Source organism: Almyronema sp., assembly GCF_052168255.1.
In the GTDB taxonomy this organism is placed as follows: domain Bacteria; phylum Cyanobacteriota; class Cyanobacteriia; order Phormidesmidales; family Phormidesmidaceae; genus Sphaerothrix; species Sphaerothrix epifaneia.
Map to the genome: position 1 here is coordinate 23,952 of NZ_JBQLZL010000074.1, position 23,499 is coordinate 47,450.

Sequence of the window (23,499 nt, forward strand, 5' to 3'; positions counted from 1 at the left end):
CGCCTGTTTGTCTGCTGGCTTTGACTGAACTTAGCGAGCTGCCGCTTTTTGGGCGGTGTACTTTTCCTTAAAGAGAGCCTGCCGCTCTTTATGATTAACGATTGGGGCAGGATAACCACAGCGATCGCGATTTTCTGCTGAAATTGCGCCAGTAATCAGATCTGCCGTCTCTAAATCTTTGAGTTCAGGGAGCCACTGCCGGATATAGTCAGCTTCTGGGTCAAATTTCTGGGCTTGGCTGGCCGGATTAAAAATGCGAAGCGGCTTAGGATCCATGCCGCTAGAAGCGCTCCACTGCCAGCCGCCATTATTGGCAGAAAGGTCGCCATCAAACAGCTTTTGCAAAAAATACTTTTCGCCCCAGCGCCAGTCAACAATTAAATCCTTGGTTAAAAAACTAGCCACAATCATTCGACAGCGGTTGTGCATCCAGCCTGTTTGATTGAGCTGCCGCATCGCTGCATCCACAATCGGATAGCCTGTTTTACCCTCACACCAGGCTTGAAAGTGGTCTGGGTTGTTAATCCAGGGAAAGTCTTTGAGGGGTTCCCGGTAAGGGCCGTCAGCCAATTGGGGAAAAAAGTACATCACATGCTGATAAAATTCTCGCCACGCCAGTTCTTGCTGCCAGGTTTTAACGCTGTTGCGCGTCTCGTCGCTGCGGCAGCGGCTATAGGCGGTGTCTGCGGCAGCCCAAACGGTGCGAATGCCGATTGCGCCAAACTTGAGGGCTGCACTGAGTAGAGAAGTCCCTGGATGCCCCGGAAAATTTCGCTGCTCAGCGTATTCAGCAATGGCGCGGTCGTCTTCACAAAAAGTAGCGAGCTGCTCGTGAGCCGCTTGCTCTCCAGGCGCTAGGGGCAGCGGATTTGTCCACTCAAAGCCCAGATCGGAGGCGCTTGGCAGGTCAATCACCCCTGGGGCAGCTTGCTGCTCATCCGTTGAAAGGCTAGTAAAACCCTGCGGCGTTGGCGCGGGCGCGGCTTTGGGGCGATCGATCCAGTTTCGCCAAAAGGGCGTATAGACGGTGTAGGGATCGCCTGCATTTGTGCGAACTTCACCGGGGCCATGAAGCAACTGATCCCACGTTTGGTGAACGCCAATGCCGTAGTTTTTGAGCGCTTCGCGCACCTTCTGGTCGCGTTCTTGAGCATAAGGCTCTACATCCCAGTTCCAATAAACGGCTTGAGCAGACAAAGCCTGAGCCAGTTCTGGAATTTGATTTTCGGGGGTGCCTTTGAGAATAAGCAATTGACTGCCAGCAGCTTGATAGCGCTGTTGCAGGGCGGTTAAGCAACCGATTAGGTAGGTGACTCGAGCCGGGGCAACGGCATCGTTATTGAGTAGGGCTGGATCAAGGCAGAAAACCCCCACGACTTTAGCGCTGCGATCGCGAGCTGCAGCTAGCCCTAAGTTATCAGAGAGGCGCAGATCTCGGCGATGCCAGAACAAAATCAGATCACTCATATGCTCAGTCTAAAAAAGTCTTCACGTTGTTACCCTTGCAGGGCTTCAGTATGCCATGCCGCCCTAGCTGAGTGAACCTATCTCAAGTCAAGCATTGCTGGCTATGGCGACTGATGATGACAGCGATCGCTTTAGCTACCAAAATACTGAACTAGCTAAAAGCTGCTGCTAGAAAACCTTGCATTCTGCCCTCAGCCCTCAGAATTTTGCCTGTGGCTATTTCATCTGCTCACGCTTAACCAAAACTTTCAAAAGTCTTAATACACAGATTCCTGCGAAAAACTGTATATGTTGTTACAGTTATTAGTAAGAGGCAAGTTTTGCTGTCGCTATATCAGCAACAATCTGCTTTACATTCACCTTTTAGAGAGAAAATAACCATCATGCGACTTTTTTATCGTGGTGCTGAATACGAAACCCACTCTCCTCAGATTGAAGCAACTGAGGGTAAAGAAATTGGTACCTATCGCGGAGCGCCTTTAAAGGCCAAAAGCTATCGCGTAGCCCAACGTCATCATGACCAGGTTCAACTCATGTATCGGGGGGTTAAATATACCCACGAAATTTAGAGTTCGAGCCGTCGTGATGGCAATCACACCGCTAGGGCAAAAAGATCACGCTCCGGTTTCAGATATGAGTGCTTTAACTAAAGAAGCACTGAGCCGCGAGTATTTGCCAATTTTTCGGTAAGGTCTTTTTATGCCCACTTCCGACAGCTATAAATTTAGTCTGCCGCTCAAAACTTTAGCCCAGCAAGCTTTAATCACGGGTTTGCTAGACGTTCTTTTGGCTTTGGCTTTGATTCCGTTGCTAGGGGCTGCGCTGCTAGGGCTGCTGGCACGCTGGCAGATGCTTTAGGTTGAGGTTGTCGCTAAAGGCAAAAGTAGAACAAAAGGCTGTTGGCTAGCGGCTTGCAGTTGCTTAAGTACGTCAATGCTAATGACGCAGCTATAAATATGGACGAGCCAACAAAAAGCTAGCGATCGATTTAGCGTCAATAGCTTCGCCAGCCAAGATGGCTTTTTCTAGAGCCGTAGGCGTCATCAAAATGACTTCTAGGTCTTCGTCAGCATCAAGGGCTGGGGTTTCGTCTAGCTTTTCTAAGTCAGTTGCTAGAAACGCGTAAATGAACTCGTCGGAATACCCTGGTGCCAGCGGAAAGTTTCCGAGCGATCGCCAACTGTGTGCCCGGTACCCGGTTTCTTCTTCAAGTTCGCGGTAAATTGTCGTAGCAGGCTGCTCACCGGGTTCTACCGTGCCAGCGGGAAACTCTAGCAGACGACCCTGGAGGGCAAAGCGATACTGCCTGACCAGCACCAGTTCGCCGCTAGCGGTTACGGGCACGGCTAAAGCCCCCCCCGGATGCCGAATACACTCCCAATCGCCAATCGCTTTGTTGGGCAAACGTAGCTGATTGACTTCAAAATTAAATTTGCGCCCTTCGTAGAAAAGGCGCTGCTTGAGCAGTTGGGGCGGCTCTTGACCAAGTGGCATAAAAACTGAGAAGGCAATAAGTGAGGGCAGTATCCTCAGAATGCTGCTGGGGTGGGTTAATTGTCAATTTCAAACTGCCATGCTGTAGGTTGTACCCCAGAGCGATCAACCTGTTGTAGCAGTTCCGCAACCGTCTGACCCGAAATTGGCTCAATCCAGTCGGCAGCAATTTCGGCGAGGGGGGCTAAAACAAAGGCTCGCTCGTTCATGCGCGGGTGCGGCACTTGCAGCGTTGAGGAGTGCCAGATTTGCTGACCAAACAAAAGTAAATCGAGGTCTAGCAGCCGGGGCCCCCACCGTTCTTGGCGGATGCGGCCAAAGCCAGCTTCAATTTTGAGCAAAACTGCCAGTAAAGCTTCTGGGGAAAGTTGGGTAGTGATTAAGGCACAAGCGTTCCAGTAGTCGGGCTGGGGTGGCCCCACCGGAGCAGTTTTATAAGCGCTTGAGCAAGCTTGTACGGTAATATCGGCAGTGGCTGCTAAGGCCGCGATCGCCCCTTGCAAAATAGCCAAAGAGTCTCCCAGGTTGCTGCCTAAGGCGATCGCGCAGAGGGTGCTTTCTAGGGCAGGGGTGGCTGAAGGCGATAGGTTCTTAGCCTCAAGCCCGAAATCTCCATCATCAGCAGATCGGTGTTGAGTGTATGCGGGGGTAAGCTGCAAAAGGCGGCCTCCGTCAGTAAAATTTCATCGCGTCCTGCCAGGTCTTCTCCCAATTTAGAAGCCAGGTTAAGCTCTTCGCCAAAAATATCAGTGTTAGCAATCACTAAAACTTCGCCATAGCCAATGCCGATACTGGCGTGCATACCTTCGACGTTGAGCTGGCTAATTAAAGCTTGGGCAGCGGCAACAGCCGCTTCAGCATTGGGGAAATAGGCGTAGACATTGTCAGCATCTAGCTTGAACACGCTGCCCCCGGAACCTTCAATCGCGGGCACAGCGATTGCCTGTAAACGCTGAATCTCAGCTAAGGCTGCAATAATTCCAGACTGCTGGGCGCTGCGCGAAAAACCGACTGCATCAAGCACCATAACAGCCAGATGTTGACCAAAGAGGCTCTGAATTTGCTGATCAATGGCAGGTGCCGCTTCGGGATACTGGTTGCGCTGTTGCAGCAGTTGTTGAAAAAGGCTTGCGGTATTTCGTTCCCAATCTGGCTGAGACATCCCAGTTTGACTGACGGCTAGTGGAGTAGGCTGAGGACAGTTCTCGGCAGATGCAAATAATGGCGAAGCAGCGGTGGTTGCTTGCCCACTGATAATAGCTGCAAATGTCCACATAGCGACAATCATGTGATCCCAAGTCGGTCAGCGGTACGGCTAGAGGTTGGCTCGCAGACGCTGGACGAGCTGTTCGACGGCTAACACGCCTTCTATGCGATCGGTGGGTTGCCCTTGCTTAAAGAGGACGAGCGTAGGTAAGGCGTGAATGCTATAGTCGGATGCCAGTTGCGGATAGCGCTCTGTATCAATCTTAACAATTTTGACTTTGCCTTTGATTTGAGCGTTCACCTGCTCAAGAATACCCGCCATCATCTGACAAGGGCCACACCAGTTGGCATAAAAATCAACCAGGACAGGGATTTCAGAGTTTTGAATCAGATCTGCAAAGCTTTTGAATTGTTGTTTAACTGCCATAGAATTGCTTGAAATAGCCACTGTCTTTGATCTTATCGTCGCTTTTCCAGAGATTCCGTCTCTCGCTGGAATGACTTAAGATATGAAAGCATTTCAGGAGGTTTAAGTTGAATGACTGCGCCATCTCAAGCCCTGCAGGACAAAGTTGCGATCGTTACCGGGGCGTCTCGGGGGATTGGGCGAGCGATCGCACAGGCACTCGCCAGTGAGGGGGCAAAGGTCGTCGTCAACTATGCCAGTTCCAGTCAGGCTGCTGACGAAGTCGTTGCTCAGATCAATGAACAAGGCGGCAGCGCGATCGCCCTACAAGCAGACGTGTCTAAAGCCGATCAGGTAGACGCTTTGATTAGCACCACCCTGGAAAAGTGGAGCCGGGTAGATATTTTGGTGAACAACGCTGGGATCACCCGCGATACGCTGCTGCTGCGGATGAAGCCAGAAGACTGGCAAGCCGTCATTGACCTGAACTTAACGGGGGTCTTTCTCTGCACGCGAGCGGTGAGCAAAGTTATGTTGAAACAGCGCTCAGGTCGAATTGTAAATGTGGCCTCAGTATCGGGCCTGATGGGTAATCCTGGGCAGGCCAATTACAGCGCTGCCAAAGCAGGTGTGATTGGCTTTACCAAAACCGTGGCTAAAGAGTTAGCCAGTCGCGGGGTAACCGTGAACGCAGTCGCGCCCGGTTTTATTGCTACCGACATGACCGCCGATCTATCCAATACGGCAGAAATTCTTAAGTTTATTCCCCTCAATCGCTACGGCACCCCAGAAGAAGTTGCAGGATTGGTGCGTTTTCTGGCGGCTGATCCGGCAGCCGCCTACATCACGGGGCAGGTGATGAATGTCGATGGCGGTATGGTCATGGCTTAGCTGACAAATCTTTAAAGCTCGCAAAAAATCTGGAAAAGTTGCTTTTTGCTATACATCCACTAGCCACCCGTGAAAAGTCCAGTAAAATTCCCCAAAGTACCTAATCTTGCGCTTTGGAGATAAGTCGAGTGGCTATCAAGCGCCAAGCCCTGTTCGATCTATATAAGGCACGTCTGTCGCGGCGGATTGTCTTTTGGGTCTTTGCCAGCATCATTTTGATTGAAGGCATTATTTTAATCCCCTCCGTCTATCGACGCGAACAGGAACTGCTCAATTACAAGCAGGCGCTAGCCGCCGCTAAAGCTTCAGGGTTGCTGACGCGCACCGCTCTACCGCCATCGGCTACAGAATTACTCTCGCTGTTGCAAATTACCCAAGGCGATGTTGCGGTGGGGGGTGCCCTTTATCGGGCAGATGGCACGTTAGTGGGTACCTTTGGCGATCCCCCTGCTTTGACGTTTGCGGCGGTGGTAGCGGGGCAGGAAAGCCTGCTCAATCGCCGTCAGCAACGCTACGATGCGCTTTGGCGAATGTCGCCGCTAGAAGGTCGGTACCTCTTTATTGTTCGTCACGACACAGCCGAGGTGCGGCAAGAACTGTTGGCTTTTGTGGGACGGATTGCGGGGCTGGTGATAATTATTTCTTTTTTTGTCACCGGGGCAACGATGATTGTGCTAGAGCGGCTGCTGATTACGCCTGTTTTACGTTTGCGCCGAGACTTGCTGCTGGCTGGACAGGCTATCAGTGCCGACCAAGATGCGCGGCTGATCCCATTTGAAGCGGCCAAAACCTATCGTCAAGACGAGTTGGGCGATGTTGTTACCGCTTTTGAACAGATGCTGCTGCAGATTTCGCGGGCGATCGCCAATCGCAAACAAGCTGAGGCAGAACTGCGTCTGTCTGAAGAAAAATTTTCTAAGGCTTTTCGCGCCAGCCCTAACCCTGTAACCATCAGCACAATGGCTAATGGGCAACTGATTGAAGCTAACGACAGCTTTTTGCAACTCCACGGCAGCACGCTTGAGCAGGTGCTAGGGCAAACAGCTTTGGATTTGAAGCTTTGGGCCGATCCTCGCGATCGCCAGCAGATGATTCAAACTATTCGCGATCGCGGCTTTATTCGCGATCAGGAATACTGCTTTCGCACCCGCACCCAAGCGGCTCGTACCGTTTTGTATTCGGCAGAGCAAATTAGCATTAACGGTCAAGACTGTATTTTGTCGGTTGTTAACGACATTAGCGAACGCAAACAGGCAGAAGAAGCCCTGCGAGAAAGTGAGCAGCGCTTTCGCACGCTGGTCGAGCAAGCGGCAGACGCCATTTTTGTGGTCAATCAGCAGGGTCGCTTTGTGGATGTTAATCAGCAAGCCTGTCGCAGCTTGGGCTATAGTCGCAGCGAGTTGCTGCAACGCTCGGTGCTAGAGGTGCAGCAGAGTTTGACCCCGGCGCGTTTTTCTCAAGTCTGGAACACTGTTTTATCAACCAACAAGTCTTTGACGATAGAAGGGGTGCATCGTCGCCGATCGGGTAGCCAGTTTCCGGTAGAGGTGCGGCTAGGGCTACTAGAGTTTGGCAGCGATCGCCTGATTCTGGCCTTAGCCCGCGACATTAGCGAACGCAAACAGGCAGAAGCGGCGCTAGCGCGTCTGGCCGAAATTGGCGAATTAGCTGCCATGATTGTGCATGAAGTGCGCAACCCCCTAACAACGGTACTGATGGGGTTGAGTTCTTTCAAACGGCTCGATTTGCCAGAGCGGGCTAAAATGCGCTTGGCCTTTGCCCTAGAAGAGTCAGAACGGTTGCAGCGCTTGCTCAATGAAATTTTGCTCTATGCCAAGCAGCAAACCCTAACGCTGGTTGAACTCGATGTCTATGCCCTCTTGCAAGAACTGCTAACCGCTTTGCAAGCGATGCCCGCTGCCTGCGATCGCCAAATTCAGCTCAAGCACTTTGACCGAGCCGCCGTCATTTTAGGCGACATCGACAAGCTCAAGCAGGTTTTTATTAATTTAGTCAGCAATGCTTGTGAAGCGATCGCCGTAGGAGATCAGGTCACCTGTCAAATTGAAGTTGAGCCGTCCCCCCATCAGGTGGTGATTCGGGTACATAACGGCGGCGAGCCGATTCCGCCAGAGGTGCTACCCAAGCTCACCCAACCCTTTTTCACCACCAAGTCTTCGGGTAATGGTTTGGGCTTAGCCATCACCAAACGCATTATTGAAGCTCACGGCGGTCAGCTAGCGATCGCTTCGACATCTGCCGCCGGAACAACCGTTACCGTCACGCTGCCGCTCAAATCGGCTGACGCTTCAGCCCAGATCCCTTAGCCGCCCCTCCATACTAAACTCAACTAGCCAGCCAGTCTTGACCAGCTAGATCCATTGGGCATCTAGCTTTGACGCTATAAACTACTAACAACAGCTAGAGAACCTGTTGGCAAGGCAAGCAGCGGTTTAGGACAAAGCCGCAGTGCCTGTTTTCAGCCTAGCCCCATCAACACCCCCGCAAGCTATGAAGACTTCTTGGCACTTACGAGACTATGTCTTTGCCGCTTTTATGACCATTGGCATGGTTGCGTCTGTTTTTGTGATTGGGCCACTGGTACCTCCTTTCTTGCAATTGGTTGCCTGGGCACCCATCGGCGGCATCTTCTTAACCCTGGGCATGGCAAGGCTGCAACGTCGCGGTAGCGTCGCGCTAATGATTTTGCCGCTAGCGCTTTTGCTTGCCCCGATTTCTCCGGCGATTACGCTTTATCTGGCACTGACAACGCTGGTTACCGAAGCGGCAGTGTTTTGGCGCGGTAACTATCGTACTAAGGGCAATCGCTTGCTGGGGACGGTCGTTTTCTTTGTGAGCGCGGTTGTGATTGGTTTGGTCAGTGCGGGTTTGATGCTGGGAGCTGAGTTTGCCAACCTGTTAACGCAGCCCTGGTTGTTGGGAGGGCTGGCGATCGCGGCTGGCATAACAGGAGCCGTAGGGTGGTGGCTGGGCGAATCCATCGTGCGGCAGCTAAGACGAGCGGGCAAGTTAGATGCTGACCTCTAGGCGATCGCGGCTAACGCAGGTCAATCCCTATCTCAAAATGGCGCTGTGTGTTTTGCTGATAGGGCTAACCCTCTGGTTGCGGCAGAGCGAGGCCATGCTGATATTGGTGGGTGGGTTGCTGCTGCTGTTGCCCATGCCCATTCGCTGGGGCTGGCTGCTTTATGGGACGGTTTCTTTGGGGATGTTTACCCTCACTTCGGCTTGGCTACTGGGGGACTGGCCCAAAGCGCTCTTTAGCACGCTGCGATTGCTGTCGCTGCTGCTGCCAGCGCCTGTGCTGGTGCTAACAACCCCCCCTGCTGACTTAATTCGGGCCTTGCAAAGGTTGCGGTTACCCAGCTTTTTGACGTTGAGCCTGATGTTAATCTGGCGGTTTCTACCGCTCATGCAGCAAGAACTACAGCGGCTTTGGGAAGCGAATCAGTTGCGCGGCATCGATCTGCGACGGCAACCGGGCCAGTGGTTTTCAGGATTGATCGTGCCCCTGGTGTTTCAAATGGTGGCTTATGCAGATGAGGTGACTGTGGGTTTACAAACTCGTGGCTATTCGCCAACAGCGCCTCGCAGCAGTAGCAAACCCCTCCGTTGGCGCTGGCTAGATACTGGCTTTGGCTTGGGGGCAATTGCCTGGTTAAGTTTAATTAGCTACTGGGAGTGGGGACGCTAATCCACATGAGGGCGGCTGAAAGTTCTGCGAACGGCGAAAAACCACTGTTAACAGCGGTAGATCTGAGCTTTACCTACATCGGGCAAACCCAGCCCACCCTCAAAGCGGCTAACCTGACGCTGCAAGCGGGCGAACTGATCGTGATTGCAGGGGCGACGGGCAGCGGTAAAAGTACCTTGCTCAACTGTCTGACGGGCATTGCTCCTGAATATACGGGCGGACAGCTTACCGGAGAGGTGTTTTACCGCCAGTGTGAGATTACGTCTTGGTCAATTCGGCAGCGATCGCAGTTTATGGGAATTTTGCTGCAAAATGTGGAAGTTCAGCTTTTTACCGATCGCGTTTGGGACGAAATTGTTTTCGGTTTAGAAAACTGGAACCTGCCCCCTGGCGAAATGCAGACGTTAACCCAAACTGCCCTGCATCAGTTTGATCTGGTCGCTCAGCAAAACTGGGCTATTCGCCAACTTTCTGCAGGACAAAAGCAACGCCTCTTGTTGGCCTGTTTACTCACCCGTCAGCAAAGCGTTTTATTGCTAGATGAACCCTTTGCTTATTTAGATACGGCGGGTGTTGATCGCTTGCTAGCGTTGCTAAAGCACTGCCGCGATCGCGGTCAGGCTATTTTGGTAATTGAGCATCGGCTAGAGTTGCTGCAACCTATCTGCGATCGCGCTTACCGTATTCAATCTGGCGAGATTGCTCCCTGGCACTGGCCTCGTTCGTTAGCCACCGCTATGCCGCCGCCACCGGCGCCAGCCCGTCGCTTGGCAACCCATACCGCCGCCACCAACCAACTTTTACAAACCCAAAATTTGAGCTGGGGAGGTTATCCGGCGTTTCCTGACTTGCAGGCCGGAGCGGGAGCAGTAATTTTGCTAAAAGGGCCAAATGGCTGTGGTAAAACCACGCTGCTGCGGCTGCTCAGCGGCCTGCTTAAGCCCACCACTGGCCTGATCAAAATATTAGGGCAAGATACCCGGCGGCAAAGCGTTGTGCAGATTGCTCAGACGGTGGGGTTTGTCTTACAAAATCCGAACCATCAGCTTTTTGCCGAAAGCGTTTGGGCCGAAGTCAAGCAACCGGGCGTTGCCGCTAACCAGGCAAACACCCTGCTCGAACAGCTCAACCTTAGCCCTTGTTTAGAACAGCATCCGCAGGCTCTTTCACAAGGACAAAAGCGACGTTTGGCGTTAGCTGCCGTTTTAAGCCGTCAGCCTCGCATCTGCCTGCTAGACGAAATTATGGTTGGGCAAGACGCGGCTTCTTTAGCGCTGATGCTACAAGCCCTCAAAACCTTTACCCAGCAGGGCGGAGCGCTTATTTTTACCTCTCACGATCCGGGGGTGGCTGAAATTCTACAGCCGCAAATTGTTGCTATTGGCGGCAGTCAGTTGTAGGGGGGCAGGGCAAAGCGGGGTGTGCGCTGCCTAAGGTTTGGCCGACGTTTCAGAGCGGTAGTAGAAACGATAGCCGAGAACCGCCGCGATCGCAATCACGACGACATAAGGGCTGTAGGCCAACAACCAGAGGCCAATTTGCAGCAGACCAACGGTAAAGCCACTCACTGAACGGGTGGCTGTTTGCCAGGTGGTACCCAGCTTTTCGGGGAGCGGTCGTGAGGTGGGCGTAGCTGGAACCGCTTCAATCAGGCTGAGATCGACAATGGCATAAGCAACGCGATTTTGCAGCGCTTTTTGCTGAGCGTCTATTTGCTCAATCGACTGACGCACTGTACTGAGTTCGCGCGATACTTCCAGCACTTCGGCAATCGACCCGGTGCGCTCCATAATTTTTAGCAGCGATTCTTCAGACTTACGCAAGTTGCGTAGCCGCGCCGCCAAATCTACCAACTGATTCGAGACATCTTCTGCCGCGATCGCCTGATTTTCTACGGTACCCAGCGCTTTAAGGGCGTTGAGGGTCGTGTCTAGCTGAGCCTGAGGCACCCGCAATTGAATAAAAACTTGATGGCGATCGCCTAAACTTTGGGGCTGCTGGTCTTGGAGTGAAAGCAAATCGCCTTGCTGCGTTTGCATAATTTGCGATACTTTTTCGGCGGTTTGCTCAGCCGAATCGACGGTCAGCGATAGGTTGGCCCGCTTGGCGAGGCGCGGTTGGGCGGCTGGGGCAGCGGTGGTATCTGCTAGCAGGGCAGCCGACCCTTCTGCTGGCGCGGCTTGTGACGCTGCGGGGGCATCAGCGGCCATTTCTTCAGAGGCGATTTCACTGGTCACGTTGGCTGCACTACAGCTCACCAGCGCCAGCAGGCTGAGAACAGGAACCAGTAGACGGGTGGATTTAGCGCTAAAACTTAACGGCATAAGCGTAAAGACTCAGTTCGACATCCTCAGTCTGGCAACTCTACCGGAGGTTGTCACCCAAGTTGCAAAATCTGAAACCAGCTCGTGCTAGCTTGTTTGATAGACAAGGGTTATAGCTTTAGCTCCTCAAGTTGAGACGCTTGAAGGGCTAAAAACCACTGGTAGCAAACCTTTGATTTTGTCTTCTGATTTTTGCTTTAGCGATAGACGCCGTCGATCAAAACGCTAGCAGATCGGCTGGCTCGTCATAAGTTTTTGTGGCGAAGATTCAGAGTACCTGCTCGATCTCATAACCCGATGCTAAAAGCGCTAAAAAGAGAGCGGCTCTTTTGCAGAACCGCCCTGTTGCTGAGCTTTTAATAAGCCAGCGTTTCTAATGTCTCACGTAGATAGCGACGTACCTGCTGATCTAGCGGCAGACGCTGAAAGGTTTGAGTGTTTTGCTCAGATTGCCATCGCTGAAAGCCAGAACTGTTGGCGATCGCCTGCTTGAGGCTCTGCCAAATTTGTGCATCCTCTGCAAAGGATTCTTGTAGGGAAAAGGATGAACCTGCCATAGAATTTCTCAGTGCTTACTCAGCACTCCTTATAATTGGAACAACTCAATTCAGACATGCCCCTCGGCAGAAAATGGTCTGAAAACAGGCGATCGCCCGCTTGACACCCCTAGCTTAACGCAGACTCCAAACTGAGACTGTGACACTCACCACAGAATCTTAAGCAACTGATTAACTTTTTAGCCGCAGCAACTAAGCCTCAGTCGTTTCGGTATCTGCGGCGTCAGCTTTGTCTTCTAAATCAACCGTTTCCACCTCTGCTTGCCCCTCAGAAGGAGATAGAACCACCGGATTTTCATCATCGACAACGTCTGCCACCGTTGGGGTTGCTTCTGTCTCCGGCGTTGCCTCGCCAGCCTCCGGTTCAGGGGGGTCTGCTAGCTTTACAGACGCTTCTGGTGCCTCTTCAGCGACAGCGTCTTCGGCTGCTGCTTCTAGGTCAACCGCTTCCACTTCTGCCTGACCTTCAGAAGGCGACAACACTACCGAATTATCTGCTGACGTTGCCGCCGCTGTAACGTCAGGCTCAGGGGCATCAGCCGCCGTCTCTTCCAGCGCTGCTGGTGTATCTGCTGGCGGCTGGCTACTGGTTGCAGCCAAGTCAGAAACGTTGGTGTCGGCGGCGAGGGGAACGGCTTCCGCCTCAGCTTGCCCTTCAGAAGGTGATAAAACCACCGGATCGGCCACGGCGTCAGCGTCCGCCGCCTCAGCGCTTAGATCGGCGTCCGCCCCTGCTTTTTCTGCCAATTCGTCTGTTTCCGTTTCGGCCAGGTCGGGGTCGGCCTCAGGGGTATCTATAACCCCAGTCTCCGCTTCTGCCTGCCCTTCGGTGGACGACACCCCTTCAGCGGCTTCTAAGGTTGCGTCGGTTGCTTCATCCTCAAGGGTTAAAGCTGCCTGTTCACTGGCTGTTTTAGGGGCTTGCTCATCGGTTGGGGGGGCTGCGCCTGCCTCTACAGTGGCGAGATCGGGAGAGTCGTCTGCGATCGCTGGCTGGGGTGGCGCGGCGATCGCAGCAGATTGAGGCTGCAACTCTGGCAAGATTTGCTTAAGGCGTAGACCTAAGATAGTGAAATTTTGGGCGATCGCCGCTGCTGGTAAAGGCGTCACACTGGCTAGCTTTTGCTCGCTCACCCACAACACGCGTAAAACGCTCAGTGGCACCTGTAAAAACAGATTGCTCCCCAAAAAAGCAACAGCCGCTACTCCTAAACCTGTCAGGTGATTGTTAAAAGGCGTGATCGTTGCGGCGATCGGGGCGAGGCAGTACACCTGCCACAAAACCCAACCCCAGACAATCGCGCCCAAGCCCGTCAAAAGCTTAACTTGAGGAGATTGAAACAGCGGCAGCATTCGTCGTCTTTCTTCGCTAAGCTGCTCTGGCTTAACCGCCACCGCTAGCAAGCTAAAGATGTAAAACGGACGCTGCCACTGCATCCATAAAACTGGAAGAATGCCGATTCCTAACAACAGTGCCATCTCTAACCAAACGGGCATCACCGGATAGCCTGCCGCCAGTCCTAGCAAGCAAATGTCTAAGAATAGCGGCAACGCTGCTAATCCGGCGAAGTGTACCCACAGGTAAGGATCGCGTCGAAAGGAACCCATCGTGCTTTAAGCCATTGCTAGAGTGCGACGCTTCGACACCAGGCGGAAGGCTTCAATTGTGTCTCCTTCTTCCCAGCCGTTGAAGCTATCGACACCAATACCACACTCAAAGCCCGCATTAACCTCCTTGACATCTTCCTTCATCCGCTTGAGCGAGTCGAGGTTGCCTTCAAAGATGACCTCACCCCTTCTCATCACCCGGATGCGACAGTTACGCGTTACCTTACCTGACTGCACATAAGAACCTGCCACTGTGCCCTTACGCAGCGGAAAGACAGCCCGTACTTCCACTTGACCCAACGGTTCTTCGACGAGTTCTGGTTCGAGCAAACCTTCCATCGCCCCTTGAACGTCGTCAAGCAGCTTGTAGATCACTTCATAGTCGCGGACATCTACCCCCGCGCGATCGGCGGCTTGACGCGCACCTGGAGCCAGGGTCGTGTTGAAGCCGATAATGACAGCGCCACTCGCTGCGGCCAGATCCACATCGGTTTCGCTAATTTCACCTGGAGCCGCTAGCAAGACGCGGATTTGCACCTCATCTTGGGGTAGCTGCTGTAGAGCGCCCAAAATGGCTTCTAGAGACCCTTGTACGTCTGCCTTCAGCAAGAGGTTTAGCTCTTTGAGGTCGCCTTCTTGAGCTTGGGCAGACAAACTGTTGAGGGTAATCCGGCGAGATGCCATTGCCTGTTGTAGGCGTGACTGGCGCTGGGTATCGGCACGGCTGTTGGCAGTAGCACGGGCTACTTTCTCATCCTTAAAGACGTCAAACTCGTCTCCGGCTGCTGGGACGTCGTTTAGACCCAACACCTCAACCGCAAAAGAAGGCGTTGCTGCCTCGACTCGGTTGCCGCGATCGTCAATCATGGCGCGCACTTTACCAAAGACGGAACCAACGACGATAGAATCGCCGACTCGCAAGGTACCGTTTTGTACCAGCAGCGTTGCCACTGGGCCACGAGCCTTGTCTAGGTTGGCTTCAATCACCGTGCCCTTAGCAGGCCGATTAGGATTGGCGTGGAGATCTTCAACCTCGGCCACCAGCAGAATCATTTCCAACAGGTCGTCTAGGTGTTCTCCCTGCAAAGCACTGACGGGCACCATAATCGTGTCACCGCCCCATTCTTCAGGGACTAGGCCGTGTTCCATGAGTTCTTGCTTCACCCGGTCGGGCTGGGCGGCCTCTTTGTCGATCTTGTTGATAGCCACCAACAGCGGTACTTCGGCAGCTTTGGCGTGGCTGATGGCTTCAATCGTCTGCGGTCTGACGCCATCATCTGCCGCGACGACCAAGATAGCAATATCGGTTACTCGGGTTCCCCTAGCCCGCATAGCGGTGAAGGCTTCGTGACCGGGGGTGTCTAAAAAGACGATTTGCTGAGAATCGCCGTTGTGGTCGATATCGACGTGGTAGGCACCAATATGCTGGGTAATCCCCCCGGCTTCACCCTGAGCGACTTTGGTTTTACGAATGGAGTCTAAAAGCGTGGTTTTGCCGTGGTCTACGTGCCCCATGATGGTTACCACGGGAGGACGGCGCTCTAGATTTTCGAGGTCTTCCACAGCGAGCATTTCTGTTACCTTGCGGGCTTCAGATTCGACTTCAGCCGTTTCTACCTCGACTTCGTACTCTTCAGCCACCATTTCGATAGTGGGGATGTCGAGAGTCTGGTTGACATTGGTGGCAATGCCTTTGATAAACAAGAACCGAATAATTTCGGTATCGGCCACCATAATTTTGTCGGCTAGTTCGTTAACCGTGAGTCCAGTCGTGACGACAATGCGCTCAGGCCGTTGGGGTTGGTTATCTTGCTGGCGATCGCGCCGCTGATTGCGACTGGATTCTTTTGAAAACGTGGGTTTGCGATTTTTCGCCGCTGCTGGCTTGGGTTGGCTGGTAGGCCGCGCCGACTTGGGCTTGGGCGGACGCGCTAAGGACACGCTTAGCTGAGAAGGAGCCATATCAGCCGCTGCCTGACCCGCATCGATCACCTCAGCGAGGTCTTCGTCTTCGTCGTCAAGCACAGGCTGCGATCGCCGTTTGGCCTTAGTGACTTTACTGGCGCGACGCATTTCTTGCTCATCGTCTTCTTCGCGTTCTTTGCGCTTACTCGTGCGCGGTGGCGTGGGCCGACGCAGAATGGGCTGATCAGCGTCGTCTTTGATTTCTGTCGGCGAACTGGTTTCTTCAGAATCAGAATCAGTTTCTACATCAGCATCTTCAGAACGACTGGGTCGCTTCGGCTTGGGCCGTTTCAGCTCAGGCTTGGGTTTGAGCTGGGCAGTTTCTCTATCTGGACTGCCTTCTGAGCGGCTGTCTTCATCAACAGGCGTAGGACGGCTAGGAGCCTCTACCCGTTTGGGCCGTTGGGGTCGAGGTGGCGTCAGCAGTTCGACAGAAGACTCTGGCTGCTTGGCGGCTGGTTCGACGGGCGCTTCAGGGATAGACTCAGCAGCCTCATTGGCAGAACGACTTGGCGGTCTGACTAGCTGAGGCCGCTGCTTTGGAGCCTGCTCAGGTCTAGCGGGCGCTGATGCGGTTGGTTTGCTGGGAGGGGGGGTAGGCGGCGAACTTAACGCGGTTGCCTCAGTTTCTCGATTGTCGGGCTGTTTAGGTTTGGGGGAAATGGGACGAGCCACCGGACGACTGGGTGACGAGGCTACAGCTTCTACTCGTTCGGCTGCATTTGAACTAACGGGTGCCGTTGGTTTGGGCCGTTCAGGAGGACGCATATCATCAGTCGCTTTAGGGGGTATGGGGCCAGAACGGCTGTGGCGAATTTCTAAAATTTGCTGCTTGCGCACAGGTCGTTGGGCACCATTTTTTTGTCGGGTAGGCTTGCTCAGTTTTGCTGAGCTTTGCCCTGATGTGACTGCACTGGGTGAATATTTACTAGCAGCCGAGCGAATTTGACTCGCTTCTTCTTCAGTAATGGTGCTGCTATGGCTTTTCGCCGATATGTTGAGGCGATCGCATATCGCCAAAATGTCTTTATTATCTAGGTTAAGCTCCTTTGACAACTCGTATATCCTAACCTTGGCGTTGTTCATCCAATTCCCTCTCAATAATCTTGTTATCGCATCATGGTTTACCGCTCTCTGAGTCCTACAATTGCGAACTAAAAGCTAATTGTCATTCAACTCCTTATTCCGTTTTAAGGACCTTCAGCATAACAGGCCAGAAGCTCGTAAGGTAATGTCTCCCCTCGCCTCTGCCCTAATAATGAGTTTAGCGGGGGATTCAAAATTCGTTTTAGACAGCTAGTTTAGAAGAAAACGACACCTGTGAAATAGAACCAGACATCGCGCCGCTGGGCTTGCTCAAACAGCAAGGCATTCAGGCTGCGTTTATCTCCTCAAATAGTAAACGCTTTTTTTGCCTAACGAACCTATACAGCCCCTACTGGCGACGCTAATCTTTGCTGCAGAGTGACATAAATTTCCGGAGGAACGGATGTTCGCAGCGATCGCCCTAAGCGATTTTTTTTCTGGGCGGCTTGGAGGCAAGACGCCTGGGGGCAAAGATAGGCTGAACGACCCATACCCTGATCTAATTGTACCTGGCGAGTGGGATGCACTCGCACGATGCGCCAAAGGTTGTCACGATGGTCAACTCGACGACAGCTTAGGCAGCGTCGATAATTAGGTTTCATCGTCGTCGTCGCTGTCTTCGTCAACAAAATCGGCCTCAGTAGATTCGCTATCAGAAGGGGCTAAATTTGCTGCCGCTTCTACCTCCTCAGTTTCATCGTCGCCATCATCGTCGTCGACGATCTCCGTTTCCATTGCTTGATCCGTAGCTACGGCGATCGCTGATTCTTCGCTCATCTCTGCTTCTATCTCGTCATCAGCTATCTCGTCATCAGCTTCAGCCGCAAGTTCTGCTTCAAGGGCCGCCGCCTCTGCCGCTTCTGCGGCTTGTCTGGCTTCCTCTTCGGCGCGTTTGGCGGCGGCGATCGCAGCTTGTTCTTCTAGCTTGCGGGCTTCTGCTTCATAGTCATACTTAGCAGAATCTTTAATATCAATTTTCCAGCCTGTCAGCCGAGCCGCTAGGCGTACATTTTGCCCCTCGCGGCCAATTGCTAGGCTGAGCTGATCTTCCGGTACTAAGACATGAGCTTGCCGCTCTTCGGGGTTAACCAGGCGAACTTCGTCTACACGGGCTGGGCTAAGCGCATTAGAAATATAGGTGGCCGGATCAGGCGACCAGCGAATTACGTCAATTTTTTCGCCTCGCAGTTCGTTGACAACTACCTGAATCCGCGAACCCCTAGCACCAATGCAAGCTCCCACCGGATCGACATCGCGCTCTAACGTGTCTACTGCGATCTTAGTACGTGGCCCGACTGAGCGAGAAGGGGGGTTTGCCTCACGAGCAACGGCGACAATCCGTACCACTTCGTCTTCAATTTCGGGTACTTCGGTGGAGAAAAGTTCAACGACTAGACCTGCATCGGCTCTAGAAACTAGTAGCTGAGGGCCACGGTGAGAACCTTCAGACACCCGCTTAAGTAACACCCGAAAGGTGGCGTTAGCCCGGTAATTGTCGTTAGGTAGCTGATCGCGCTTGAGCAACTCAGCTTCTACATCTGGCTGGCCGTAGCCGCTGCTGACCGCCATAATCACAGATTGGCGCTCAAATCGCAGCACCCGCGCTTGCAGTACCGTGCCTTCTAAGTCTTTGAATTCTTCCTGGATCATTTTGCGCTGTTGATCGCGCAGCTTTTGAGCCAGTACCTGCTTGGTTTGAATCGCCGCCATTCGGCCAAAGTCACGCTGTTCGGGGGTGACATCTAGCAGTACGGTTTCGCCAATTTGGGCTTCGGGGGCAACTTCTTGAACTTCAGAGAGGGCAATTTGATGATCGGCGTCTTCAACCGCTTCCACGATGGTTTTGGTGGCAATTACCCGGAAACCTTCGCCTTCGGGATCTAGCTCAACGTCAAAGTTTTCAAAATACTCTTCGTCAAACTGAGAGCTATCCATTTTGAGGGTACGGCGATAGCGCTCGTAGCCTTTGAGCAGAGCTTCGCGCAAAGCATTTTGCACGGCATGTTTAGGAAGATTCTTGCTGCGACTGATCTCGTCGATCATCACTTGCAAGTTTGGTAAGCTGACCATTGACATAGCTAAGGACCTCCAAAAAATTGACGATTTCAGTGTGTGTGAGCCGTCAGTTAGGGTGTAAATGTGTAGCTAGATAAAGTTAAAAAATGAATTAAACCTCTGAGCGATCGCTGAGTTTAACCCACTCAACTAAAGGTCGCGGTAGAGCGATCGCTTTACCTTTTTGATTAAGGTAGATAGAGTCTTGATCCCGTCCGGCGAGCTTACCCACCCATGTTTGCTTGCCACGATGGGGTTCGCTCAACTGCACTTCAACCGGAAACCCTTTAAAAACAGAAAAGTCGCGATCGCTAGCGAGCGTTTCTGAGACGCCTGGGCTAGAAACTTCTAACACGTAAGCATCAGGGATAATGTCGGCTGCATCTAAAACTGCTTCCAAAGCCGTACTCATGCGCTCACAATCTTCTAATCCGGTATCATGCTGCGGATTTCGCACGTCAATTCGCAAGACAGGCGGAGACTGATTGGTTTTGAAGACTGCACTGACAACTTCTAAACCAAGGTCTTCTGCAATCGGCTGGGTTAGATCGATAATTTGAGGAACTAAAGGATGAACCATGACGCCATTAACAATAAAAAAAGTGGGTCTCAGACGCCCACTTCCCACGAAATCATGTTGACTTGGGTCGATTAATGCTCTGCATTAACCGCAATGTCAGTTTAGCGTACGAATTGAGCCGATGTACGCAATGTTTATTGGTTTTTAATTGTGGCTATTTCTGCCCCAGTCGGCGGGTTGTTTCATACAATTCGTAATTGCGCTGCTGCATCGCTTCTACGTCTTCAGCCGCAATTCGTTGTACGTAGTTGACCTTGACTTCGTCTAGCAGCGCAATTGTCAGCGCTTCAATATCGGCTAATGTGCTGTCTTTTTGCAGCTCCTCTTGAGCCGTAGCAACCAGATGGGTAATTAGTTTTTGGGTGAGGGCCGCTCCAGCTTCGTCTTCAAGTGCGCCTGTGAGGGCACCGTAGGCATTTTTAGAAATTTCTGCGGCGATCTGGCGCGTTAGTTGACTGGGTAGCTGAGACATCCCCGGTATAGCCTGTAGCCCCTGATAGACAGGGGTTTGATCGACTGCATTCGTAATGCTGTGCTGAATCAGGTTGTCAATTTCGGGTTTGATCTGGGGTAAAACTCGGTAAACTAGCAGCGATGTCAAGCGGCTGGAAATGGCCTGCACTTCATCGACATCGTTGAGGTCAATATATTTTTGGCCTGAATCGGGTTTGACCAGCCACTTTGCTACTTCGCCCTCGCGAATCAGGTTTTGGGCTTGGCTAATGATGCGTAGCACAATAATTTCGGTTAGCTCAACGGCGATGTTGCTAATGACTAGCCGATTGATGCGGCTGCGTAGCGGATCGAGGTCAATCAGGTTTGACTGATTGATGCGCACAATCACCGGAATAATCCGCAGCCACCGCCAGAACGGTAAGAGCAAAAAGAGGTCATACCAGCGCAGAAGAATGGCATCGAGCCAGCTAGTGCCTTGATAGCGGCGCGAAATTAGCAGCGTTCTCAGGGCTAGCTCAATGGCAAAAAGGTAAATAAACCACTGATCAAGTAACCAAAACTGATCGAGGGGTTCGCCGTCTTCCCATACTGGGCGGTAATAGTTGGTTTCAATTAGCGGGCGAACTTCGCTATTAAAAAAGCCAATAGAATTTCCCCAGTTGGCAGATTCTAAATAGGACTGACTCCAAAAGGTGTTAAATGCGTCTTTGGCGGAATCGGTGCCGACTTGTTCCCGTACCAAGTTTTTGATTCGTTCGAGGGTGCCTGTTTTGTCGGCAATTTGAAAGGGGTTTTCGTCAATGATTTCGCTACTGCGATCGCGCAGTTCTTGTAGCAGGGTTCGAGCTTCTGCCGATTGCAACCCGGTTTGAGAGACTTGTTCTTCTAACTGATCGACAATTTCTAAGTAAGCGGTGGTTGTGCGTTCTGGCTCAATCCCTTTGAACGCGGCTCCGTACCACTGGGTCAGGGCTGGAAACTCTCGCAGGTAAAAGTCGCGAAAGCGAATGTAGCTGAGATCAAAAGCCACCAACACCAGGTTGAGCAGCGCCAAACTAGCCATAAGCCGCTCAAACCACTGATTGCGTCTAGCGACAGGCTTTTGGGTACGAATTTTACGCGGACGAGAAAGAGCGGCCATAACTCCAGCGGAAACCCATTAGCAATGAATCTACTACATTTGCCCGATCAAACCAGTGCGGACAGCCGTTAATGAGAGAATTTACGTCAGGTTTTACAATTGTTTACAGAAGAGTTTGAGGGCTGAGTGATGACCACAGCGATCGCTTCCGAGTCGGGTACCTACTGGCAGTGGCAAGATTACCCTATTTACTATGTTCGAGCAGGTGAGCCACAGCCGCAGCATCCACCTGTATTGCTGGTACACGGCTTTGGCGCTTCGACCGACCACTGGCGCAAAACGATTGCCGGACTGAGCCATGAGTTTGAGGTGTGGGCGATTGACCTGCTAGGCTTTGGTCGCTCTGCCAAACCCAATATTGCTTATAGCGGCAGTTTGTGGCGCGATCAGCTAGATGCTTTTATTGGGCAGGTCATTGGCCGTCCGGCGGTTTTGGCGGGTAATTCTTTAGGTGGCTATGCCAGCTTGTGTACGGCAGCGCAGCGATCGCAATCGGTAGCGGGTGTGGTGTTGCTCAACAGCGCTGGGCCTTTTTCTGAAGACAGCACCCAGCCTAAAGCGAATGCGATGCAGCAGGCGATCGCCAATATTTCTCGCACGTTGCTACTTCAGCCTTTACCGAGCTGGCTGCTGTTTCAGTACGTGCGGCGGCGATCGATGATTCGCAAAACCCTAGAGCAGGTTTATCTCGATAAGTCAGCCATTACCGACCAGTTGGTTGAAGATATTTACCGACCAGCTTGTGATGCGGGCGCGGCGCAGGTGTTTGCGTCGGTGTTTAAGTCTCCTCAAGGAGACACGGTTGATGCGCTGCTAGCCCAGATGGACTGTCCGCTGTTGCTGCTGTGGGGCGAAGGCGATCCCTGGATGAATACACGGGAGCGAGGCGCTAAGTTTCGCCAGCATTATTCGCAGCTTAAGGAAGTGTATTTACAGGCAGGTCACTGCCCCCACGATGAAGTGCCTGATCAGGTGAATCACTTGATGCAGCAATGGATACGCCAAAACTGGGCGTTGGCTGTCTGAGGCTATCGCTAAGGGTAGAAGGCTGAGGCAGAAGAAAAGTTTTTCTGTTAGCAACTTGCAGCCGTTGAAGTGTTCTCCCGTCTGGGTCTGGGCTATAGCGCCCTTTGTTTTAACTGGGGTCAAAGCTGGAGGCGTTGTAGGCTGAAATGTCGTAAGTACGTTCAAATTTTCTAAAGTCATGGCGGCGCAGTAGTATCGATTTTTTTCATAGGGGTCATGAAAATTAGTTTTTGTAAATTTGAATACATTTTCTTACGCTATAAGCAGATTCAACCCGTTAGTTGATTAGTTAAGGAGCAAATTATTTTTATGAAACGTCAAAATGGCTGGACTTCGCAACAGTTAGCCCACTTCAGCCAAGACTTTGCTAATGCCTTTTATCCCGGCAGCGATCGCACGCCATCGCCTCAACAGCAGCGCGGCTGGAACTCAGAGAAGCTGTGTGCGCTGGGTGAAATTTTGGCGCAGGCTTATGGCCTTGGTTTTTAGGCTAAGCGTGTCAGCCAATTGAGCCATGGGGTACGTCTGGTAGTGAGGCTAGTTGCTAATCAAGAGATAGCCTGAAATAGGCCGTAAATTTGGCTTTATTCAGGTCTATCAGACAAGATTTAGGTGAGCGATCGCCAGCGTTTGCCCTCATCTGCTGTTTCCGCCAAAGGTAACAGCTAGAGGACGGAAAAAAAGCTTTTCTGTTAGCAGCTTGCTGTAGTTGAAGTGCCTGATCGCTTGGAGTTATAGCTATAAACTCTGGCAGTTGTGATCGTAATTTTTCGACTCAAAACCTGAATAGTTAGCCTTAAGAGTGAGGCAATAAAGATCTAAAAGAGCCTGGAACTTAGTTCCAGGCTCTTTTTTTACTCAGTCTCTACAGGGAAAAAATCGGCCTAGCGGTTTTATCGAGAGCCACGGGGACCCGGACGATTTGAGGTTAGGGTTGCCAGTTCTGCCCGCTGATCGGGGGTCAGCACTTCCCGGATGGCAAGCATCATTTCAAAGCGTTGGGTGGCTAGCTGGTTTTTTAAGGTTTGAACCTGCTGGTGTTGCTGGCGAAGCTGGTCGGAGCTGGCATCGCTAGCCATCAGCGATTGCAGTTCTTCGTGAGCTTGCTGCAACTGTTGACGAAGTCCAGCGTTATTAGTTCTGGCTTGCTCTTTGATCGTTTGAATTTGTGCAGTTTGGGCGTCAGTTAGATCAAGCTGCTCTAGCCAGCGATCGCCTCTGCGTCCTTCACCCCGGCCAGCGCCAGGGCCAAAATCCTCGTCGGCTTCAATAGGCTGTTGGGCTAAGCGAGTCGCCCCTGAATTCATTTGGGCAAAGGCAAAGGTACCGCCACTCAACAGCGACAACGACAGCATCGAGAGCAAAACGGTGCGACGTAATGACATAGGCATATCTCACTTCAACTTGCAAACACTCTCATATCGTAATGTTCAGCCGCGATCGCCACCTGAGTCTAAGCTCACAACCGCCATGCATCGGCGGTACCAAGGCAACTTAGTCCCAAAGTACTAGGTCGGCTGGT

The 23,499-nt window shown here is 52.2% G+C and carries 23 protein-coding genes; 9 read left to right on the top strand and 14 right to left on the bottom strand.

Annotated features, from left to right (window positions below; genetic code table 11):
- Positions 1–30: 30 nt before the first annotated feature.
- A complete protein-coding gene (locus tag ACTS3T_RS16490; RefSeq protein WP_462935266.1) occupies positions 31–1,467 on the bottom strand; it encodes an FAD-binding domain-containing protein in 1,437 nt (478 codons plus the stop codon).
- Between the two features lie 383 nt (positions 1,468–1,850).
- Between ACTS3T_RS16490 and ACTS3T_RS16495 the strand changes: the two genes are divergently transcribed.
- A complete protein-coding gene (locus ACTS3T_RS16495; protein WP_377964909.1) occupies positions 1,851–2,036 on the top strand; it encodes a DUF4278 domain-containing protein in 186 nt (61 codons plus the stop codon).
- A gap of 130 nt (positions 2,037–2,166) precedes the next feature.
- Complete coding sequence (locus ACTS3T_RS16500) at positions 2,167–2,325, top strand: hypothetical protein (protein WP_377964907.1); 159 nt, start codon at positions 2,167–2,169, stop codon at positions 2,323–2,325.
- Positions 2,326–2,415: 90 nt separating this feature from the next.
- Here ACTS3T_RS16500 and ACTS3T_RS16505 read toward each other — a convergent pair whose 3' ends face one another.
- Genes ACTS3T_RS16505 through trxA form a run of 4 tightly spaced genes read right to left on the bottom strand, consistent with a single transcriptional unit; the run spans position 2,416 to position 4,594 of the window.
- Positions 2,416–2,961 (bottom strand): NUDIX hydrolase, encoded by a 546-nt coding sequence (locus ACTS3T_RS16505; protein WP_377964905.1) that lies wholly within the window; start codon positions 2,959–2,961, stop codon positions 2,416–2,418.
- A gap of 56 nt (positions 2,962–3,017) precedes the next feature.
- Entirely contained in the window at positions 3,018–3,503 is a 486-nt protein-coding gene (folK, locus tag ACTS3T_RS16510; RefSeq protein WP_377964959.1) for a 2-amino-4-hydroxy-6-hydroxymethyldihydropteridine diphosphokinase, read from the bottom strand.
- Between the two features lie 17 nt (positions 3,504–3,520).
- A complete protein-coding gene (locus ACTS3T_RS16515; protein WP_377964903.1) occupies positions 3,521–4,237 on the bottom strand; it encodes a nucleotidyl cyclase domain-containing protein in 717 nt (238 codons plus the stop codon).
- A gap of 39 nt (positions 4,238–4,276) precedes the next feature.
- Entirely contained in the window at positions 4,277–4,594 is a 318-nt protein-coding gene (trxA, locus tag ACTS3T_RS16520) for a thioredoxin (RefSeq protein ID WP_377964901.1), read from the bottom strand.
- Positions 4,595–4,705: 111 nt separating this feature from the next.
- On the opposite strand from trxA, the gene fabG reads away from it, so the two are divergent.
- The 5 genes from fabG to ACTS3T_RS16545 all read left to right on the top strand — a co-directional run bounded on the left by fabG (position 4,706) and on the right by ACTS3T_RS16545 (position 10,579).
- Entirely contained in the window at positions 4,706–5,464 is a 759-nt protein-coding gene (gene fabG / locus ACTS3T_RS16525) for a 3-oxoacyl-[acyl-carrier-protein] reductase (protein ID WP_377964899.1), read from the top strand.
- Between the two features lie 128 nt (positions 5,465–5,592).
- The gene (locus ACTS3T_RS16530) at positions 5,593–7,791 is read left to right on the top strand and encodes a PAS domain S-box protein (RefSeq protein WP_462935267.1); all 2,199 of its coding nucleotides are present in this window, start codon (positions 5,593–5,595) and stop codon (positions 7,789–7,791) included.
- Between the two features lie 184 nt (positions 7,792–7,975).
- Positions 7,976–8,512 carry a hypothetical protein gene (locus ACTS3T_RS16535; RefSeq protein WP_377964895.1) on the top strand — a complete coding sequence of 179 codons (537 nt, stop codon included), beginning with the start codon at positions 7,976–7,978 and terminating at the stop codon, positions 8,510–8,512.
- The gene (locus tag ACTS3T_RS16540) at positions 8,499–9,179 is read left to right on the top strand and encodes an energy-coupling factor transporter transmembrane component T family protein (RefSeq protein ID WP_377964893.1); all 681 of its coding nucleotides are present in this window, start codon (positions 8,499–8,501) and stop codon (positions 9,177–9,179) included. Before ACTS3T_RS16535 ends, ACTS3T_RS16540 begins: the two co-directional genes overlap by 14 nt.
- 5 nt (positions 9,180–9,184) lie before the next feature.
- Positions 9,185–10,579: an ABC transporter ATP-binding protein gene (locus ACTS3T_RS16545; protein ID WP_462935268.1), complete on the top strand. Its 1,395-nt coding sequence runs from the start codon at positions 9,185–9,187 to the stop codon at positions 10,577–10,579.
- Positions 10,580–10,609: 30 nt separating this feature from the next.
- Here ACTS3T_RS16545 and ACTS3T_RS16550 read toward each other — a convergent pair whose 3' ends face one another.
- From ACTS3T_RS16550 to ACTS3T_RS16585, 8 genes are all read right to left on the bottom strand, one after another.
- Entirely contained in the window at positions 10,610–11,503 is an 894-nt protein-coding gene (locus ACTS3T_RS16550; RefSeq protein ID WP_462935269.1) for a DUF4349 domain-containing protein, read from the bottom strand.
- A 356-nt stretch (positions 11,504–11,859) separates the two neighbouring features.
- Positions 11,860–12,060, bottom strand: coding sequence for a hypothetical protein (locus ACTS3T_RS16555; protein WP_377964887.1), 201 nt, complete (start codon positions 12,058–12,060; stop codon positions 11,860–11,862).
- A gap of 192 nt (positions 12,061–12,252) precedes the next feature.
- Positions 12,253–13,668, bottom strand: coding sequence for a low-complexity tail membrane protein (locus tag ACTS3T_RS16560; protein ID WP_377964885.1), 1,416 nt, complete (start codon positions 13,666–13,668; stop codon positions 12,253–12,255).
- Between the two features lie 6 nt (positions 13,669–13,674).
- Complete coding sequence (gene infB, locus ACTS3T_RS16565; protein ID WP_377964883.1) at positions 13,675–16,719, bottom strand: translation initiation factor IF-2; 3,045 nt, start codon at positions 16,717–16,719, stop codon at positions 13,675–13,677.
- Positions 16,720–17,057: 338 nt separating this feature from the next.
- Positions 17,058–17,321 (bottom strand): YlxR family protein, encoded by a 264-nt coding sequence (locus tag ACTS3T_RS16570; protein ID WP_377964881.1) that lies wholly within the window; start codon positions 17,319–17,321, stop codon positions 17,058–17,060.
- The gene (nusA, locus tag ACTS3T_RS16575; protein WP_377964879.1) at positions 17,311–18,795 is read right to left on the bottom strand and encodes a transcription termination factor NusA; all 1,485 of its coding nucleotides are present in this window, start codon (positions 18,793–18,795) and stop codon (positions 17,311–17,313) included. Before nusA ends, ACTS3T_RS16570 begins: the two co-directional genes overlap by 11 nt.
- Positions 18,796–18,886: 91 nt before the next feature.
- Positions 18,887–19,354: a ribosome maturation factor RimP gene (gene rimP, locus ACTS3T_RS16580; RefSeq protein ID WP_377964877.1), complete on the bottom strand. Its 468-nt coding sequence runs from the start codon at positions 19,352–19,354 to the stop codon at positions 18,887–18,889.
- Between the two features lie 154 nt (positions 19,355–19,508).
- The gene (locus tag ACTS3T_RS16585) at positions 19,509–20,951 is read right to left on the bottom strand and encodes a hypothetical protein (protein ID WP_377964875.1); all 1,443 of its coding nucleotides are present in this window, start codon (positions 20,949–20,951) and stop codon (positions 19,509–19,511) included.
- A gap of 129 nt (positions 20,952–21,080) precedes the next feature.
- On the opposite strand from ACTS3T_RS16585, the gene ACTS3T_RS16590 reads away from it, so the two are divergent.
- Together ACTS3T_RS16590 and ACTS3T_RS16595 are read left to right on the top strand one after the other, a co-directional pair.
- Positions 21,081–21,977 carry an alpha/beta fold hydrolase gene (locus ACTS3T_RS16590; protein WP_377964873.1) on the top strand — a complete coding sequence of 299 codons (897 nt, stop codon included), beginning with the start codon at positions 21,081–21,083 and terminating at the stop codon, positions 21,975–21,977.
- A 309-nt stretch (positions 21,978–22,286) separates the two neighbouring features.
- The gene (locus ACTS3T_RS16595; protein ID WP_377964871.1) at positions 22,287–22,466 is read left to right on the top strand and encodes a hypothetical protein; all 180 of its coding nucleotides are present in this window, start codon (positions 22,287–22,289) and stop codon (positions 22,464–22,466) included.
- Between the two features lie 404 nt (positions 22,467–22,870).
- On the opposite strand, the gene ACTS3T_RS16600 is transcribed toward ACTS3T_RS16595, so the two are convergent.
- A complete protein-coding gene (locus ACTS3T_RS16600) occupies positions 22,871–23,362 on the bottom strand; it encodes a Spy/CpxP family protein refolding chaperone (RefSeq protein WP_377964870.1) in 492 nt (163 codons plus the stop codon).
- Between the last annotated feature and the right edge of the window lie 137 nt (positions 23,363–23,499).

Excerpts from the sequence above, each read along its gene's own strand:
- ACTS3T_RS16490 (WP_462935266.1), bottom strand. The coding sequence starts at position 1,467 with ATGAGTGATCTGATTTTGTTCTGGCATCGCCGAGATCTGCGCCTCTCT.
- ACTS3T_RS16495 (WP_377964909.1), top strand. The coding sequence starts at position 1,851 with ATGCGACTTTTTTATCGTGGTGCTGAATACGAAACCCACTCTCCTCAG.
- ACTS3T_RS16500 (WP_377964907.1), top strand. The coding sequence starts at position 2,167 with ATGCCCACTTCCGACAGCTATAAATTTAGTCTGCCGCTCAAAACTTTA.
- ACTS3T_RS16505 (WP_377964905.1), bottom strand. The coding sequence starts at position 2,961 with ATGCCACTTGGTCAAGAGCCGCCCCAACTGCTCAAGCAGCGCCTTTTC.
- ACTS3T_RS16515 (WP_377964903.1), bottom strand. The coding sequence starts at position 4,237 with ATGTGGACATTTGCAGCTATTATCAGTGGGCAAGCAACCACCGCTGCT.
- trxA (WP_377964901.1), bottom strand. The coding sequence starts at position 4,594 with ATGGCAGTTAAACAACAATTCAAAAGCTTTGCAGATCTGATTCAAAAC.
- fabG (WP_377964899.1), top strand. The coding sequence starts at position 4,706 with ATGACTGCGCCATCTCAAGCCCTGCAGGACAAAGTTGCGATCGTTACC.
- ACTS3T_RS16535 (WP_377964895.1), top strand. The coding sequence starts at position 7,976 with ATGAAGACTTCTTGGCACTTACGAGACTATGTCTTTGCCGCTTTTATG.
- ACTS3T_RS16540 (WP_377964893.1), top strand. The coding sequence starts at position 8,499 with ATGCTGACCTCTAGGCGATCGCGGCTAACGCAGGTCAATCCCTATCTC.
- ACTS3T_RS16545 (WP_462935268.1), top strand. The coding sequence starts at position 9,185 with ATGAGGGCGGCTGAAAGTTCTGCGAACGGCGAAAAACCACTGTTAACA.
- ACTS3T_RS16550 (WP_462935269.1), bottom strand. The coding sequence starts at position 11,503 with ATGCCGTTAAGTTTTAGCGCTAAATCCACCCGTCTACTGGTTCCTGTT.
- ACTS3T_RS16555 (WP_377964887.1), bottom strand. The coding sequence starts at position 12,060 with ATGGCAGGTTCATCCTTTTCCCTACAAGAATCCTTTGCAGAGGATGCA.
- ACTS3T_RS16560 (WP_377964885.1), bottom strand. The coding sequence starts at position 13,668 with ATGGGTTCCTTTCGACGCGATCCTTACCTGTGGGTACACTTCGCCGGA.
- infB (WP_377964883.1), bottom strand. The coding sequence starts at position 16,719 with ATGAACAACGCCAAGGTTAGGATATACGAGTTGTCAAAGGAGCTTAAC.
- ACTS3T_RS16570 (WP_377964881.1), bottom strand. The coding sequence starts at position 17,321 with ATGAAACCTAATTATCGACGCTGCCTAAGCTGTCGTCGAGTTGACCAT.
- nusA (WP_377964879.1), bottom strand. The coding sequence starts at position 18,795 with ATGTCAATGGTCAGCTTACCAAACTTGCAAGTGATGATCGACGAGATC.
- rimP (WP_377964877.1), bottom strand. The coding sequence starts at position 19,354 with ATGGTTCATCCTTTAGTTCCTCAAATTATCGATCTAACCCAGCCGATT.
- ACTS3T_RS16585 (WP_377964875.1), bottom strand. The coding sequence starts at position 20,951 with ATGGCCGCTCTTTCTCGTCCGCGTAAAATTCGTACCCAAAAGCCTGTC.
- ACTS3T_RS16590 (WP_377964873.1), top strand. The coding sequence starts at position 21,081 with ATGACCACAGCGATCGCTTCCGAGTCGGGTACCTACTGGCAGTGGCAA.
- ACTS3T_RS16595 (WP_377964871.1), top strand. The coding sequence starts at position 22,287 with ATGAAACGTCAAAATGGCTGGACTTCGCAACAGTTAGCCCACTTCAGC.
- ACTS3T_RS16600 (WP_377964870.1), bottom strand. The coding sequence starts at position 23,362 with ATGTCATTACGTCGCACCGTTTTGCTCTCGATGCTGTCGTTGTCGCTG.